We start from the raw sequence: 16199 nt of genomic DNA, 5'->3' as shown, positions 1-16199 counted from the left end.
GAAAGAGGTTTATATGAGTAATGTCTCAAGCTGTGCCGAAACCAGCGCATCTGAAAAAATGAGTTTTCTTGATCGATACTTAACCGTATGGATTTTTCTTGCAATGGCAGTTGGTGTCGGGATTGGCGTGTTATTTCCTCAAGTCGCTCAGTGGAACGAAAGCCTATCTGTCGGTTCAACCAATATCCCACTTGCCATTGGCTTAATCTTAATGATGTACCCGCCATTGGCGAAAGTGAACTATAGCCTTTTAGGTGAGGTAACCCGTGATAAACGCGCGATAACGCTTTCTTTAGTGATGAACTGGCTCGTGGGACCGATTTTGATGTTCATCTTGGCTATCATTTTCTTGCGCGATCAACCTGGCTATATGGTGGGACTCATTCTGATCGGCCTTGCTCGATGCATCGCTATGGTGTTGGTTTGGAATGATATCAGCGGCGGAAACAAAGAGTACGGAGCAACCTTAGTTGCTTTAAATAGCGCGTTTCAAATTGTCACGTACAGTTTTATGGCATGGCTGTTTATCACGGTTTTGCCCCCTTACTTTGGTCTTGAAAGTTTCGTTGTTGACATCACTATCTGGGATATTGCACAAAGTGTCTTAATTTACTTAGGCATCCCTTTCTTAGCGGGTTTTCTAAGCCGTAAGCTATTGGTCTCAGCAAAAGGTGAACAGTGGTATAACGAAGTCTTCATCCCTCGCATTTCGCCAATCACCCTGATTGCGCTTTTGGCAACCATCGTTTTGATGTTTAGCCTGAAAGGTGAAATGATCATTGAGTTACCGATGGATGTACTCCGTATTGCAGTGCCACTGATCATCTATTTTATGGTGATGTTTTTTGTGAGCTTCTACATCGGAAAACGTATGGGGATCCCTTACGACCAAAATGCTTCTATCGCCTTTACTTCAACGGGCAATAACTTCGAACTGGCTATCGCCGTATCAATCGCTGTATTTGGATTAAACTCTGATCAAGCGTTTGCAGGCGTCATTGGGCCGTTGGTTGAAGTGCCTGTTTTAATCGCGTTGGTTAACGTCGCTTTGCGAATGAAACGTAAATATTATGCCTAAAGCCATAGTTTTAAAACAAACTTCAGCAGTGCCATGTCTCATAGAGACATGGCATCTTTCCGAGTCCGAACTCTACTACTGGCTGCTTAAGCAAACGGGTGATCCTGATCTGAGCTTTGATTTACTACAAGATACCTTCTTAAAGGCGTTACAGCAGAGGCAAGCGTTTTGCGATATTCAAAACCAAAGAGCATGGTTATATCGGGTAGCACGGAATATGCTCATTGATAAGCAACGTAGGGCGAATCAAGAACAAGTTCAGGAGTTGAGTGATAATGAGTCGATATCGGAAGAACATGAACTTCCCGCCGTCGATAGCCTTGCGCAATGCCTACCCAAAGCGCTATCAAAACTGACTGAGTCTGAAAGCGAAATTATCAAACAGTGTGACCTACAAGGTCTTACTCAACACGAGTTTGCCGAGAAAAATGGACTCACTTTAGTGGCTGCAAAATCACGCATTCAACGCGCTCGACAAAAACTCAAAAGTATTTTGCAAACACAATGTCGTATACGTTTCGACGAACAACAGCGCGTTTGCTGCTTTTTCAAAGATAGCGATAGCCTCTAAAATCGCATTAATTCGAACTAGCTAAGTCGATCTATTCTTCATCACTACAGCACTCTTGCCGTAAGAAGTTGATTACTGCCTCTAAGCAATCATATTCGGCTACGCAATATAAGGTACGTCCCTCACGACGTTGAGAGATTAAACCTGCTGAGGCCAAGCTAGATATATGATGTGAAAGTGTAGACGCTGGAACGCCAAGTGCCTCTTGTATGACTCCCACCGCTATCCCGTGATGACCCGCTTTAACCACAACCTTGTAGATACTTAACCGAGTGGCATGCCCTAACTCTTTAAGCGCTTTCGCTACTGCTTCAAGTTCCATTGTAGTCTCTTTAAATAATCGTATCGAAAATACTTCGATGATAATGGAATCATTAATATCTGACAAACAGGATCAGGCTGACTTCGATACAGTGAAAAACGACACATCTATTATTTCTATATTCTTAGAAATATGGTATTGACTAGAACTCCCCTAAAAACTAAAATTCCAGAATTATCGAATTATTTTATTTGGCTGATTGAACCCAGTTACTGTTGAGAATGTTATTCGGAGATTCAAAATGAACCAAGAAATTGTCACCATGGCAAAGGAAGCACTTGATATGTTTGCTTTCTTAGCAACTGAGCTGATCATTCTTTTCCTCGTAATTAGCTATGTCGTTGGTGTTTTACAAGAAGTACTCACACCAGAAAAGATTCAATCAATCCTTAGCTCTAAAGGAGGGAAAGGGTGGTTCATCGCTGCTTTACTAGGTTCGATTACACCATTTTGTTCCTGCTCTACAATCCCCTTCTTAAAAGGGTTGTTAAGAGCGAGAGCTGGTTTTGGACCTATGATGGTGTTTTTATTTGCAAGTCCATTGCTCAATCCCGTGATCATTGGGTTGTTTGTCATCACCTTTGGGTGGAAAGTTGCGGTGTTCTATTTCGTGATTGCAATGACGGTGTCTGTGGTTTCGGGATATGTGCTTGAAAAATTGGGGTTTGAGCGCTATGTAAAACCTGAGGCGTATGAAGCAGCAGGTGGATCTTCATGTGGCATATCCTGTGGGGAGCCAAATAAGCAAGAAGAAGAGGAATCAGCATCAAGCTGTAGCCCTCGTTCTTGTTGTGAACAAACACCAGTTGCCGCCACAAAATCATGTTGTAGTGAACGTACGCTAAAAGCTGAGCCTAAAGTGGAAATATCTTGTTGCTCTGCCAATGGCAGTTCAAGTGCGACGTTAGTTGAAACAAAACAACCAAGTCGTTGGATGCGAGTCTGGCATTCTACTTGGAAAGATTTTAAACAAGTGTTTCCATACCTCATGATGGGGATTGCAATTGGCTCCATTATTTATGGTTTTGTGCCAACAGATTTGATTGCGAAATACGCAGGTGAAACGAAATGGTATGCGATTCTAGTCGCTGCAATTATCGGTATTCCATTATATATCCGAGCTGAAGCGGTAATACCGTTAAGTGCGGCTTTAGTGCAAAAAGGTATGGCTCTCGGTTCAGTAATGGCACTTATCATAGGCAGTGCTGGTGCAAGCCTCACAGAGGTGGTTTTGTTGAAATCTATCTTTAAGAACCAAATGATTGCCGCGTTCTTGTTTGTCATTCTAAGCATGGCGATATCTGCGGGTTATTTGTATAGCTACTTCTTCATTTAAACATCGAGATCTTCCATAGATTTAGAGGAAGGCATTAAGGAGAAATGACCACGGCTCTAGACAAGCCGTGGTCAACCTAAAAATAAGACCCATCACATCCTCATTAACTTATCACTTAAACAGAGCTAATTCACTTTTTCCAAGCACCAAGATAATAAAAGATTCTTTGCATCCTTTCGGCACTAACTTCGTCTTAGTGACATCAAAAACAAATTATGAGGTTGAAGGAGCCGATATGTTTGCAGTCTTTACCCATCTTGCTGATTGGATGACCTACCAGCTATTTGCTATGCAGCAAGGTACTAAGCTGGCAGATGCTGTTCACTTTTTTATAGAAGACACTAGTAAAATCATGGTGTTGCTGGTCGTCATGATTTATGTCATTGCTTTGTTCCGCGCTTCTTTAAATGTTGAAAAAGTACGCCACTATCTTGCAGGCAAACGGCGTCTTTTTGGCTATGTTACGGGTAGTGTTTTCGGTGCAATCACCCCATTTTGCTCATGTTCAAGTATTCCCGTTTTTCTTGGCTTTACCTCCGCAGGTATCCCACTTGGGATCACCATGGCATTCTTGATTACCTCTCCATTGATCAATGAAATCGCAGTATTGCTTCTGTTTAGCCTACTGGGATGGAAGTTCACCATCATGTATGTGCTGATAGGGATGCTTATCGGGATACTAAGTGGATGGTTGCTGGATCTAATAGGGGCAGAGCGTTGGTTACAGCCATTTGCCGCGAAAGCCATGCAGAAAGCCCAAGCCCAACAGCATACTCAGGGAAATCTGAACGTTAGTAACGAAGAGTCTGCAATCACGCTTTCATATCGACATCAGTTTGCCAAACAAGAAATGGTTGAAATCATCGGTCGGGTTTGGAAGTGGGTGTTTATTGGTGTGGGTATAGGCGCGGGCTTGCATGGTTTTGTACCCGATGGCTGGATAGAAGCCCACTTAGGCGCAGGTCAGTGGTGGTCAGTTCCAGCTTCAGTATTGATTGGTATCCCTTTGTATTCTAATGCGACGGGTGTGATCCCCATCATGGAGAGTTTACTGAGAAATGGTCTTCCCATTGGTACGACATTAGCGTTTTGTATGAGCACGGTCGCTGCAAGCGTCCCTGAATTCGTCATGCTAAAACAAGTGATGCAATGGCGCTTACTGGGACTTCTTTTTGGTCTACTGCTAACAGTGTTTACTGTTATAGGGTGGATATTTAACTTACCGTTCTGGCAATTTTAGGAGATAGAAATGAAAGTATTTAAAGTACTAGGTTCAGGTTGTGCCAACTGCGTTAATACCGCGAAACTGATTGAGAAAGTTGCGGCAGAGCAAGGCGTTGATGTTTCGGTTGAAAAAGTGACCGACCTTGAAACGATTATGAATTATGGCGTGATGTCTACGCCAGGCGTCGTCATGGATGAAGAGATAGTTCACGCAGGCGGGATACCAAGCTCTGAGAGCGTGATGAATTGGTTATCTCGTTAACTCAATATGAATGATAAAAGCCTTCCGCTAGGAAGGCTTTAGATTCTATCGTATCAGTAGTAAAGGCACCGTTGTGTCGGTAATGATCCTCGTCGTATTAGGGGTGTGACGCCCAATGGAACGAAAACGTACGCTAACAAAAAACAAGCATGTCATTTAAGTCATGACACAGCCAGTAGTGACACATAGGTTATGTCATATCCTGATTTTGGGGTGGTTTTTACCAGTGATCGTAGGGTCTACCTAAGCGGCATACCGTTCTAACTGTTTGATTTAATGCTTAACGTACGAAACCGTACCGTTGGGCTTCACACCCCGTGTATAGTAAAAAATAAAAAACTAAAGATTGATCAAAAACCATCTAGCGCCAGTAGTGAGTACAATAAAGGGGCGAATGTCGCCCCCTTGTTGAGATCCATTAGTTATGGACGTTCCTTGAACGTAGATAAGGTACACCTTGAACAATGACGTTGTAAGCGATGACGGCAATACTGACACCGAACACCAATATTCCTATTTCAGCAATATTGGGAGAATAGTTAATGGATGTACCAAACCACGTGGTTTTTGGGCCTAACACATAGTTCTGCCCTTGAATAACAAATGCAAGTTCAATGCTAAATACCGAGGCAAGTAGCAAGCTTGCGCTGATTTTCGGCAAAGTTTTTACTAGTAGCCATGCTAACGCGACGCCCAGCACTGAGACAATTGGTAACCATTGAGGTTCTTCTAGCACATGTGCTCGTGCTAAATAGACCCATTTGATCGTAACGAATATCGTCAAAAGCCCAAACATCCAACGTGCAGCGTAAAGATAATAATCGTTGATCTCATTTTTTGACGTCAACAGGATCATAGCAACACCAGAGCTTAAAGCACTGATGAAGGTTAAAAGTGAAGCATCTATGCCACTGTAGCCTTCTCGACCAATAACCGTACCAAAAACACTGCCCAACACTAAGCTTGCCGTTACTGCCACAATAAGCGTAGCGTAAGTTAAAAACGTATCTAGTGATGAATGTTTATCAAATAGAATCATTGTTAACTTAATAAACAGTAAGAGCAGCTCTATTGAGTAAAGTGTCCCCATCCACCAAATCGGTGACAATAAGTTAGGGCTGAACACTAACCAGAATACATGTAAAGGCGACCCCATCTCTGTGGCTAGTGAAGCAAAAGCCCCGACTAAAAGCCCAAGAGCAAGGCCAATCAATGGAAGTTTGTTTGCCTCAATACCTTCTATCTGCTTAAGAGAACCATACGCATAAACAATGGACACGCCTGTACTGGACAAAGCCAAAAATATGTAGCTGATTAGAGGTAATGTCCAAATCATCGCGTCATTGGTAGAAAATGAAGGTTGAATAAACCACTCTTCTATCGCGAAAAAACCACCAAATACTAAACCAGCGAGACTGATGATGAGTAATATTTTATTGCTGATATTCATTGTAGCCTCCTGCTATCTTAGTGGCGTTGGGGAGTATAGCGTCGGATATAAAACACCTTCGCTTGCGTTCCCAACTCAGCTCGAAGAGGTTGTCCGTTGTATTTTTTGATCAGAACAGACACCTCACTATTTGGATCATCTAAATCCCCAACGACACGAGCACCAGAAGGGCAAGCATCAACACAGGCTGGGTTTAGCCCTTCTTTCAGACGGTGGGCGCAGAACGTACATTTTTCTACCGTACCTCTTGATCGCATCGAAGGGTATATGTTCGCCGATTCTGGGTTGCTTTGTGGGCTACCCGTGCCTCCCGTTGCCTCTAACATGCTTTGACCAGTAAATCCGCCTTGAACCACTGGTATATCACTTTTCCAGCGCTGGTGAGGTTTTTCCCAGTTAAAGCTGATGACACCATATGGACAGTTCACCATACACGCTTTACATCCAATACATTTATCAGGATCGTGTAAAGTCAGCCCACCTTCTGCTTTGTGCATGGCTTGCGTAGGGCATCCCTTGACGCAGGGAGCATCATCACAGTGGTTACACATGGTTGAAATGTATTCAAACTCTATATTCGGATATTTGCCGCCTTGACGGATAATTTTATCGCACCAATTAATGGTTTCAGGTGTATGATTTTCGGCTTTGCAAGCCAAGACACACCCCGTGCAGCCAACGCATTTTTGTTGGTCGATTACCATGCCATATTTCATGATTCATTCTCCTCAAACTATGCTTTTTCTACACGGACACCAATCTGTCCATAAAATGCCGATGAACCTGAGAGTCGCTCATAAGCTGGAGGTAGAAGCTCATTATTGTTCCCTCCTCTAGCCTTGGCTCCAAACTTATCAGAAGCAATACGACCATAAGCCCAATGCCCTTGACCATAAGCCTTTGCAATCGTTCCAGGGCGAACACCTTCAAACAGAGAAGCAGTGCAGTGAATGCTGCCTTGCTCAGAGGTAATCGTGATTGGGTCGCCGTCTTGTATCCCAAGTGCGTTGGCATCGATGGGATTAATTTTCGCGACATCGGCATTTTTTCTAGAACCAGGATCTATATCAAGGTTGTTTTGATACCAAGGGGTATTAGCGCTGCGCCCCTCTCGGTTCAGGCGGGATTTATGATCCACTAAGAGCAACGGGTACTGTTTAGGATCTCCGTATCTAAACGGCGGTTCATAGTGTGGCATAAATGCCTTTTCCCCAGTGGCTGTGTAGCCTGTGGCTTGCATAACCTCATCAACACCTACATGGTGTTTTTTCGCGTGTTTTTCCAACGCCAGTTTTAAAGTATCACTATAAAATTCGAATTTTTTCGTTGCCGTTTTCATATGGCTCCAGCGTGCGCGGAAAAGATAAGGCTCCGAATTCCAAATGCCTTTTTGTCGAAACTCCTCCCAACCCGAAAATCTGTCGCCACTTTTGTACATTTGTGGATCCCAGAGTGGTTGAGTCACAATTTTAGTTGCGTACTCTGCAATCTCTTGAGGAGACGTTGGCGATTTGCCTGTTTCTGGATCTCGAAATTCTTGAGTCAAGTAATCAAGCGGCTCAGTGAAGCCACGAGAGGCGAGTTCCTTTGCAATAAGCCATGGAATCCCACATTCGTCTTCATGTATTTCTCCCATCGCAGGAACCAGTGGTTGCGTGATTGACAACTGGGAGTATCGATTTCCTGAGGTCTTTTGAATCCCCCAACGTTCGAACATAAAGTGAGGAGCAGGTAGGAGTAGATCTGCATACCAACTGAATTCGCTCACGTTTGTTGTTATGTGGGCAACAAAGTCTACTTTTGTAAGTGCCTCCTCCCATCTTTTTGCGCCAGGTGCAGAGAAGCTGAAGTTATTAAAGTATCCCAACACCACTTTTGGCAAATAAGGATCTGCTTCTAAGATACTTTGCGCCACGGCATTGGTGACAACGCCTCCTCCACTTTTACCTTCTTTTAATGCAGGAAACTCTAATCGACCACGGCGATCAATTTTCTCGTGTTTAAGTCCATTTGCACCGATTTCATCAACATACTTCTTGCTGGAAGGGATTTTATTTGCGGGTACTGAATTCCATTTTAATACACCGCCTTCTTGGTCAATCGCGCCCAGTAAGCCATTCAAAGCATGGAGTGTCATTGCTGTATAGGCACCACGATGCTGCATCTGCACGCCACGCGAGCGCCAAATTTGCACTCTCGGTGCCGCATCGACTAATTTAATTGCCAAGCGCTCAATCTGTTGCTTGGAAATACCACACAATGGCTCTGCCCACTCAGGCGTACATGTTTTAAGTACAGAATTCCACCAATGAACTAAACCATGAGTATGCAGTTCATTAAAAGTGTTTTCATCCACGTCACGATTTGCGATGAAACGATTGATACCATCATTAAAATCACCAACAAAAGGCTTATGCCAGCCACCAAGAACAAGTACTTGGTGAGCAAGGGCTAGCCCTAACGCACCATCTTGACCTGGTTCAATCGGCAACCATTCATCTGCCTTTGCGGCTGAGGCGGAATAACGAGGATCAACAATTGCTACTTGAGCCTTATCGAGCGTGTTTCCCCACTCTGAGCAGTAATAGGAAACTTGTCGGTTTGCGCTTAACGGATCAACACCAAAAGAGAGTATGTAACGTGTGTCTTGAATATCGTATTGACGATAACCCCAGTCGCCTTCGGTAAAAAAGCTTCCGAGCTTGTCAGCTTCAGCACATAGTGCACTGTGGGTAATATCGTTCGGAGACCCAATAACCTGCGTGAAGTTTTTGATTAGCACATCACTAAGCTCAGAATACCGACCGCGTAATGCTACGTATTTGTGGGTCTCATTGGATTCACGCAATGCCATGATTTTATCGGCAATGAGCGCTATCGCGCTATCCCAGGAAATGGGTTTAAACTGAGGATCTATGTCTCGCCCTTTTTTAGGGTTTGTTCTGAGCACTGGCTGGGCTAGGCGATCTGGGTCGTACTGCTCCTGCAAAGCGATATACTGACGTGGACAGCTTGACGTGCCATGTACTTTTGAGAACTCATTTCCTCGTATATGCAGTGCTCTTCCTTGCTGAACATAGACTTGTTTTGCACAAAATGAGGTGCAGCCGTTACATGTTGTTGCAACCCACTGACCACTATTCACGGATGCGGTTGTTGTATAACCTGCCTTATCCATCGCTTTTACAATTGGGTTAACGCCAAATAGGGCGAGTGACGTGGCTGCACCTGCACCTATCAAAAATCGGCGTCGTGAGATATCAAACGACTCTTTATTGATTACGTTCATACCACATTGCTCCTTATAAGGTTATATGGATAACTGTATATGGAAATAAAGAGCAAATATTAGAATGTGCTCACTCAATGCAGCGTTAATGATATAAATATGAACATCTCTTGATTTACATCAAGTTGACATCTCAGGTAATGGACAAATGATAGTGAAGAGCTAGGAATGATATAAATCTTAGAGGATAGAAGAATAGTCAGGGGGGGCTGCCCCTGACCACCAAAATACGCCTTAACCATTGACCATAAACTGTACATCCGTGGCAATGTCACTGATATGATCGCCAGCTCGCTCTAGCCCTTTCGCAATAAACAACAGTTCAACCAGTTGTTCAGATGATGTGGCTTGCTGGTTAAAGCCCTGAATGAGCAGTGTATATACATCTCGATAATAGGCATCAAGCGTATCATCGCCTTCCCAGACAACATTCGCCTGAGTGGCATTTTTAGTATTGTATGCCTCAATGACACTACGCAGCATTGTCACTAGGTGTAAATGCATTTGGTGGAATATCCCATTGAGTTCATCAGGAATGACTTGTTTGAACTGACTCGATTTTACCGCCATCGATTTTGCATAATCACCGACACGCTCTAACCGAGGTGCGATGCGCATTGATGAGAGGATAAAGCGCAGGTCATCGGCTACGGCATGTTGACGTGCTAATACTCTGGCCCCATGTTGCTCGATATTACTCAAGCACTGGTTGGCGATACGGTCTTGAGCAACAATGTTATCGGCTAGCTCAGTATTAGGTTTATCAAAGACATCAATCGCTTGCTCGAACTCTTTTAACACAATGTTAGCGAGTTCATTAAGTTCGGTTTTTATCTGTTCTAAGTCACGATCAAATTTCTTTAGAGTATGATTTTCCATTTTATCTTCCTAACCAAAACGGCCTGTGATGTAGTCGCGAGTCTTCTCTTTTGCGGGTGACGTAAACAAGGTATCTGTTGGCGCAAATTCGACCATTTCGCCCATATGCATGTAAGCGGTATAGTGAGAGATACGCGCTGCTTGTTGCATGTTGTGCGTTACCATGACTACCGTCGTCTCTTTGTGCAAGTCGCTCAGTAGATCTTCAATCTTGGCTGTCGCAATCGGATCTAATGCCGATGTCGGCTCATCCAGTAGCAACAAATCTGGCTTTGGCGCTAATGCTCGCGCGATGCAAAGGCGTTGTTGCTGTCCTCCTGATAACCCATAGGCAGAGGTGTGAAGTCTGTCTTTGACTTCATCCCAAATCGCTGCGCCTCTTAGCGACTCTTCTGCACGAGCATCAAGCTCGGCTTTGCTACTGACACCGCGAATACGCAGCCCTGCCACCACATTTTCATAAATGCTTTTCGGAAAAGGGTTCGGCTTTTGAAACACCATACCGACTGTCAAACGGACTAGACCAGGATCCATATCAATCAGATTATGAGCACCAGGATGCAACAGGATTTCTCCCTCATAGCGATTGCCTGGATAGAGGTCGTGCATTCGGTTAAAGCTGCGCAGCAGCGTACTCTTACCGCAGCCAGAAGGACCAATCAACGCGGTTATCTTTTTATCCGCAATCGGTAAATTGACATTATGCAAAGCATGAACCTTACCGCCGTACCAGAAATTGAGGTTTTTGACTTCTGCACGAAGCGTTTCTTTCACTGAGGAAGCGGACGATATCGCTGCGCTGCGTTTCACGCTGTCTTGCTCGGTTGCCACTGATTGGCTAGAGAAAGTTGAAAGGGTTTGTGTCGTCATTGTTTGGTTCTCTCTTACTTCAGGTTACGACGCAGTCGGTATCGGATATAAATGGCAATACCATTCATCAATATTGTCATCGCCATGAGCACAACACCTGTCGCAGCAGCGTTAATGTGGAACTCCGCTTGAGGGCGAGACACCCAGTTAAATAGCTGAATCGGCATCAGAGTGAATGGACTGGACAACCACTCAAAGTTAATGAATGGGAACTCACTTTGAAATGGTGAACTTGGTAAAAAGGCAATAAAGGTTAGCGCACCAATGGTAATAACAGGTGCAGCTTCACCAATGGCACGAGCTAGGCCAACTATCGTACCTGTTAAAATGCCAGGTCTTGCTGCGGGTAATATGTACATGCGCACGGTTTGCCATTGGTCAGCACCCAGACCATAAGCGGCTTCACGTAGTTCCTGAGGAATGCTGCGAATCGATTCTCGTGTCGATACGATGATGACAGGAAGGATCAGTAGCGCGAGGACTAAACCCGCCGTAATGATGCTTTCCCCTAAACCAAAACCATAAATAAACAAGCCCAAAGCAAGTAAGCCATAGATAATGGAAGGCACGCCTGCTAGGTTACTGACGTTGATTTCAATGATATTCGTCAGCCAGTTCTTTGGTGCATACTCTTCGAGGTACAACCCTGCGGCGACCCCAAAGGGAATGGCGATACAAGCCGTCACCAACATCACAAGACTGGTGCCAACCCACGCAGATAAAATACCCGCACGCTCTGGGTGTCGAGAAGGGAAGTTGGTATAAAAGTCAGCGTCAAAAAGACGAGGAAATCCAGAATAAATCAGCTCGGAAAAAACACTGACCAGCAGTGACATCGCAATAAGTAGGATAATGATCCCAACCGTTGCGACGGTGAAATCGGCTTGTTTATTTTTACGGACGATCTGTTCGAGAGTTAAAGTAGTATTTTGCATTAGTAAACCTCTCTGAATCGACGGCGTAGATAGAAACCGAGGATGTTAAAAATCAGAGTGATGATGAAAAGTACTAAGCCTGCGGCAAAGACAGACTGATAGGCAATCGTGCCATGAGGTAAATCTCCCATCGCCATCTGTACGATGAATGATGTGATGGTGGCAGCGCCTTCGGTTGGGTCAAAACCAAATCGTGGGTTTTGACCTGCTGCAATCGCTACAACCATGGTTTCACCAACCGCACGTGACATACCTAGAATACAAGCGGCAGTAATGCCAGATAAGGCAGCAGGGATCACGATATGTGTTGCAACACGAAAGCGAGAATAGCCCAATGCATAGCCTGCTTCTCTTAAGTGCATTGGCACAGAGCGCATCGCATCTTCACTCACCGAGGCCGTATACGGCAGGATCATAATCCCCATCACAATACCTGGTGCTAACAAGTTAAAACCTGACAGACTTGGAATGAAAGTTTGCAGTAGTGGCGTAACAAAAAGTAGCGCAAAGAAGCCATAAACAACCGTTGGTACGCCTTCTAAAAGCTCCAAGAATGGCTTAACTACTTCTCGTACTCGGTTGCTGGCGTATTCACTCAGATAAATGGCAAGGCCAATCCCCGCAGGAATGGCAACCCCAAGAGCGATACCTGCCACTGTGAGTGTTGCTGAAACCAACGTCATCACACCAAAATGTGCATTGGCAAACATTGGTGTCCACTGGGTATCAGTGAGAAAATCGAGAATCGATACGTGCTGGAAAAAGGGTAATGATTCTGAAACCAGTACGTACACAATACCCACAGTGACAAAAATGGAAGCAAGGGCCGCTGCCATAAGAAGGTAACGACTCACCACATTCCAAAATGCACGTCGCTTTAAAAAGGCTTCAGAGACCAAAAGGCTTGAAGAACTGGATTGAGTTGTATTCATATTCATTGCCTGCGTAAAGAGAACAAGGAGGGCAGCAAAGCTCCCCTCCATGAATCAATACAATAATGACTTACTTAGGAGTACGAGCTAACAGCTCTTCTATGCCGACACCGACTTCAGCTCCGTGGAAAACAGAACCAGTGCGACGTTGCTTAAAGTTTTCTTGCGCTAACTTGTAGGCTTTGTCAGGCAGTGGGACATATCCCACTTCTTTAACCAGTGCTGGCGCATGCTCTAGGCTGGTATAAAAGTTAACAAAGCGCTCAACATGTGGCTTTTCATCGGCTGATTTTTTATTGACATAGATAAAAATCGGACGAGAAAGCGGTTGGTAAGTTGCGTTTTTTGCATTATCAACACTGGGTTCAACAGGCTCACTGCCTTTCCAGCTAATCGGTACAGCTTTGAGTTTACCTTGATTCTCTTCATAGTAAGCTAAGCCAAAGAAACCCAGCGCATCGACGTCATTAGAGACCCCTTGTACGATAATGTTATCGTCTTCGCTTGCGGTGAAATCGCCACGGCTAGACTTGCCTTCAACAATCGCTTCAAGGAAGTAATCATAAGTACCAGAGTCAGTACCTGGACCAAACAGTTTAAGTGGTCGATCAGGGAAAGCGGGGTTCATTTGCTTCCATGTCATGACCTTACCTTGAGCCGCTGGCTCCCAAGCCTTTTTCAGATCTTCGACGTTCAGGTGTTTCACCCAATCATTTTTCGGGTTGATAACCACAGTCAGCGCATCAAGTGCTGCTGGCAGTTCGATAAACTCAATGCCGTTTTCAGCACACAGCTTGCGCTCAGAATCCTTAATTGGTCGAGAGGCATTCGAAATATCCGTTTCACCGCGACAGAACTTTTTAAAACCACCGCCAGTACCAGAAATACCAACGGTGACCATGGTTTTACCTTTCTCTGCAATCTGAAACTCTTCAGCCATCGCCTCAGTAATAGGGAAAACTGTACTAGAGCCATCAATTTTAACCAGATCACGAGCGAATGCGCCTTGACTAGCTGCGAGTAACGTCGCGCCAACTAAGGCTGCTGACAAAGTATGTTTCATGACTTATCTCCATGTTTTGCGTCATTGATAACTTCGATGGTTACGTTACTACTCATTTGTGACACTTTTGTGTCTGTTTATTTAAATATGCATGTATCCATATGTACGAACCTAAAAATATGCTGTATGTTTTTGCGACTGTGGAATCTTACTTATTGATGAGAATGCCAGGATGGATAAGAGAACTGTACATTTCATTAGCTACCCAACCTCCGATCTAGCCTGTATTGCTGCACATCTTCTTTTTAGTCGCTCTAGTGACCGCTACCAAATCAGTTATGAAAGGCTGCCCAACGAAGAAGACTGCGGCGATACGCTGGATTGCTTTGGATATTTTGGTTATCTCTTTTTAGATGCCTCGGATGAGATAGAGCCAGGCTATGACTATGTAATTGACATCAACTACGCGATGCATCGAGTTGGAAGGCGTAGAGAGGCATATCAAAAAAACCTTTATTGGGAAGTGACTTGTAATCAAAACGCAATAGAAGAACTACAGAATCACATCAGCTATTTCTCTTCTCGTTGCGATGTCATCCTGTAATCTCCCTGCGTTTTTTTGTTGACAGACGATACACATCAAATAATATATACACATATACAGATAAGTAGAGTTTGACATGTTACCTCACCAGTTTTTTAAATTACTTTCAGATGAAACACGGGTTCGTTGCTTGTTAATGATTGCTCGTGAAGAAAAAATTTGCGTTGGAGAGCTGACAGAAGCCCTTAACGAAAGCCAACCCAAAGTGTCTCGTCACCTTGCATTGCTTCGTTCAAGTGGTGTGGTGGTTGATACCCGTCAGGGGCAGTGGGTTTTCTACCGTTTATCAGATCAGCTTCCTGGTTGGATGAGAAAACAGATCCAAGGGTTAGTTGACTCTAACTGCCTGAAAGCAGAATACCAGCAAGATATTCAACGCTTATCCGAGATGAAATCTCGTCCAGAATGTTGTGTTTAAAGGAAAAATTAAGATGTCTATCAAAGTAGGAATTAATGGATTTGGTCGTATTGGACGTTTAGCGCTGAGAGCGTCGTTTGATTGGCCTGAAATCGAGTTCGTTCAGATTAACGATGTGGCAGGTGATGCGGCAACCTTAGCGCACCTGCTTGAGTTTGACTCAGTGCAAGGGCGCTGGCACCACGAAGTGACGAGTAAAGGTAACGCAATTGTCATCAATGGAAAAACCATCGCCACCTCGCAAGAAAAAGCTATCGATGCAGTAGATTGGTCTGGTTGTGATGTGGTGATCGAGGCAACGGGCAAACACCGTAAATCCGAGTTCCTGAATCAGTATCTGGCACAAGGTGTTAAACGCGTGGTGGTTTCCGCTCCAGTAAAAGAGGACGGTGTTGCTAACATTGTTGTTGGTGTTAACGACCACATTTTTGACCCAGAAAAACACCAGATTGTAACCGCAGCCTCTTGTACTACCAACTGTATTGCACCTGTGGTTAAAGTGATTCATGAGAAACTCGGTATTGAGCAATCATCGTTTACGACCATTCATGATTTGACAAACACTCAAACCATTCTTGACGCTCCGCATAAAGACCTTCGCCGTGCGCGTGCTTGTGGTATGAGTTTAATCCCAACAACTACAGGCTCTGCGAAAGCGATTATCGAAATTTTCCCTGAACTTAAAGGAAAAATTGATGGTCATGCAGTGCGTGTGCCGTTAGCTAATGCCTCATTAACCGACATTATTTTTGATGTTAAGCGTGACACCACGGCTGAAGAGGTGAACGATTTACTTAAAGAAGCGTCGCAGAATGAGCTGAAAGGCATACTTGGTTTCGAAGAGCGCCCTCTTGTTTCTATTGATTACAAAGGCGACCAACGTTCAACGATTGTCGATGCGCTTTCGACTATGGTGGTTGGCAAGCGTATGGTGAAAATCTATGCGTGGTATGACAACGAAATGGGTTACGCAACACGTACCGCAGAACTTGTTCGTAAAGTTGGCCTAGCATAAGGAATCAAACA

17 protein-coding genes are annotated in these 16199 nt (G+C 44.3%); 8 read left to right on the top strand and 9 right to left on the bottom strand.

From position 1 onward, the window contains the following. Positions 1 to 13 precede the first annotated feature (13 nt). Both arsB and C9I92_RS20565 read left to right on the top strand, forming a co-directional pair. Positions 14 to 1078: an ACR3 family arsenite efflux transporter gene (gene arsB / locus C9I92_RS20570; RefSeq protein WP_047886776.1), complete on the top strand. Its 1065-nt coding sequence runs from the start codon at positions 14 to 16 to the stop codon at positions 1076 to 1078. Next, positions 1071 to 1649: a sigma-70 family RNA polymerase sigma factor gene (locus C9I92_RS20565; protein WP_047886777.1), complete on the top strand. Its 579-nt coding sequence runs from the start codon at positions 1071 to 1073 to the stop codon at positions 1647 to 1649. Before arsB ends, C9I92_RS20565 begins: the two co-directional genes overlap by 8 nt. Before the next feature lie 31 nt (positions 1650 to 1680). On the opposite strand, the gene C9I92_RS20560 is transcribed toward C9I92_RS20565, so the two are convergent. Beyond that, positions 1681 to 1971: an ArsR/SmtB family transcription factor gene (locus C9I92_RS20560; protein WP_047886778.1), complete on the bottom strand. Its 291-nt coding sequence runs from the start codon at positions 1969 to 1971 to the stop codon at positions 1681 to 1683. A gap of 241 nt (positions 1972 to 2212) precedes the next feature. On the opposite strand from C9I92_RS20560, the gene C9I92_RS20555 reads away from it, so the two are divergent. The 3 genes from C9I92_RS20555 (at position 2213) to C9I92_RS20545 (ending at position 4793) form a co-directional block, all read left to right on the top strand. Beyond that, positions 2213 to 3307, top strand: a complete 1095-nt coding sequence (locus C9I92_RS20555; protein WP_047886779.1) for a permease — start codon at positions 2213 to 2215, stop codon at positions 3305 to 3307. A gap of 235 nt (positions 3308 to 3542) precedes the next feature. After that, positions 3543 to 4547 carry a permease gene (locus C9I92_RS20550; protein WP_047886780.1) on the top strand — a complete coding sequence of 335 codons (1005 nt, stop codon included), beginning with the start codon at positions 3543 to 3545 and terminating at the stop codon, positions 4545 to 4547. Positions 4548 to 4556: 9 nt separating this feature from the next. Further along, positions 4557 to 4793 (top strand): thioredoxin family protein, encoded by a 237-nt coding sequence (locus tag C9I92_RS20545; protein WP_047886781.1) that lies wholly within the window; start codon positions 4557 to 4559, stop codon positions 4791 to 4793. A gap of 418 nt (positions 4794 to 5211) precedes the next feature. On the opposite strand, the gene C9I92_RS20540 is transcribed toward C9I92_RS20545, so the two are convergent. The 8 genes from C9I92_RS20540 to C9I92_RS20505 form a co-directional block, all read right to left on the bottom strand. Continuing rightward, positions 5212 to 6243 carry a hypothetical protein gene (locus tag C9I92_RS20540; protein WP_047886782.1) on the bottom strand — a complete coding sequence of 344 codons (1032 nt, stop codon included), beginning with the start codon at positions 6241 to 6243 and terminating at the stop codon, positions 5212 to 5214. A gap of 17 nt (positions 6244 to 6260) precedes the next feature. Further along, the gene (locus tag C9I92_RS20535) at positions 6261 to 6959 is read right to left on the bottom strand and encodes a 4Fe-4S dicluster domain-containing protein (RefSeq protein ID WP_047886783.1); all 699 of its coding nucleotides are present in this window, start codon (positions 6957 to 6959) and stop codon (positions 6261 to 6263) included. A 17-nt stretch (positions 6960 to 6976) separates the two neighbouring features. After that, positions 6977 to 9532 carry a molybdopterin-dependent oxidoreductase gene (locus tag C9I92_RS20530; RefSeq protein ID WP_047886784.1) on the bottom strand — a complete coding sequence of 852 codons (2556 nt, stop codon included), beginning with the start codon at positions 9530 to 9532 and terminating at the stop codon, positions 6977 to 6979. Positions 9533 to 9766: 234 nt separating this feature from the next. Beyond that, positions 9767 to 10411: a phosphate signaling complex protein PhoU gene (phoU, locus tag C9I92_RS20525; RefSeq protein WP_047886785.1), complete on the bottom strand. Its 645-nt coding sequence runs from the start codon at positions 10409 to 10411 to the stop codon at positions 9767 to 9769. 9 nt (positions 10412 to 10420) lie between these two features. After that, positions 10421 to 11281: a phosphate ABC transporter ATP-binding protein PstB gene (gene pstB, locus C9I92_RS20520; RefSeq protein ID WP_084712665.1), complete on the bottom strand. Its 861-nt coding sequence runs from the start codon at positions 11279 to 11281 to the stop codon at positions 10421 to 10423. Between the two features lie 14 nt (positions 11282 to 11295). Beyond that, complete coding sequence (gene pstA, locus C9I92_RS20515) at positions 11296 to 12216, bottom strand: phosphate ABC transporter permease PstA (RefSeq protein ID WP_047886786.1); 921 nt, start codon at positions 12214 to 12216, stop codon at positions 11296 to 11298. Next, positions 12216 to 13148 (bottom strand): phosphate ABC transporter permease subunit PstC, encoded by a 933-nt coding sequence (pstC, locus tag C9I92_RS20510; protein ID WP_202599909.1) that lies wholly within the window; start codon positions 13146 to 13148, stop codon positions 12216 to 12218. The genes pstA and pstC overlap by 1 nt, the downstream gene beginning before the upstream one ends. Positions 13149 to 13218: 70 nt before the next feature. Next, the gene (locus tag C9I92_RS20505) at positions 13219 to 14211 is read right to left on the bottom strand and encodes a PstS family phosphate ABC transporter substrate-binding protein (protein ID WP_047886788.1); all 993 of its coding nucleotides are present in this window, start codon (positions 14209 to 14211) and stop codon (positions 13219 to 13221) included. Between the two features lie 172 nt (positions 14212 to 14383). Here C9I92_RS20505 and C9I92_RS20500 point away from each other — a divergent pair, with 172 nt between their 5' ends. The 3 genes from C9I92_RS20500 to C9I92_RS20490 all read left to right on the top strand — a co-directional run bounded on the left by C9I92_RS20500 (position 14384) and on the right by C9I92_RS20490 (position 16188). Next, positions 14384 to 14755, top strand: coding sequence for a hypothetical protein (locus C9I92_RS20500; protein WP_047886789.1), 372 nt, complete (start codon positions 14384 to 14386; stop codon positions 14753 to 14755). A 76-nt stretch (positions 14756 to 14831) separates the two neighbouring features. Next, entirely contained in the window at positions 14832 to 15173 is a 342-nt protein-coding gene (locus C9I92_RS20495) for a metalloregulator ArsR/SmtB family transcription factor (RefSeq protein WP_047886790.1), read from the top strand. A gap of 13 nt (positions 15174 to 15186) precedes the next feature. Next, complete coding sequence (locus C9I92_RS20490; protein ID WP_047886791.1) at positions 15187 to 16188, top strand: ArsJ-associated glyceraldehyde-3-phosphate dehydrogenase; 1002 nt, start codon at positions 15187 to 15189, stop codon at positions 16186 to 16188. Positions 16189 to 16199: the final 11 nt, after the last annotated feature.

Source organism: Photobacterium ganghwense (genome assembly GCF_003025595.1).
Classification (GTDB): domain Bacteria; phylum Pseudomonadota; class Gammaproteobacteria; order Enterobacterales; family Vibrionaceae; genus Photobacterium; species Photobacterium ganghwense.
This window is presented reverse-complemented; position numbering and strand designations above follow the sequence as displayed.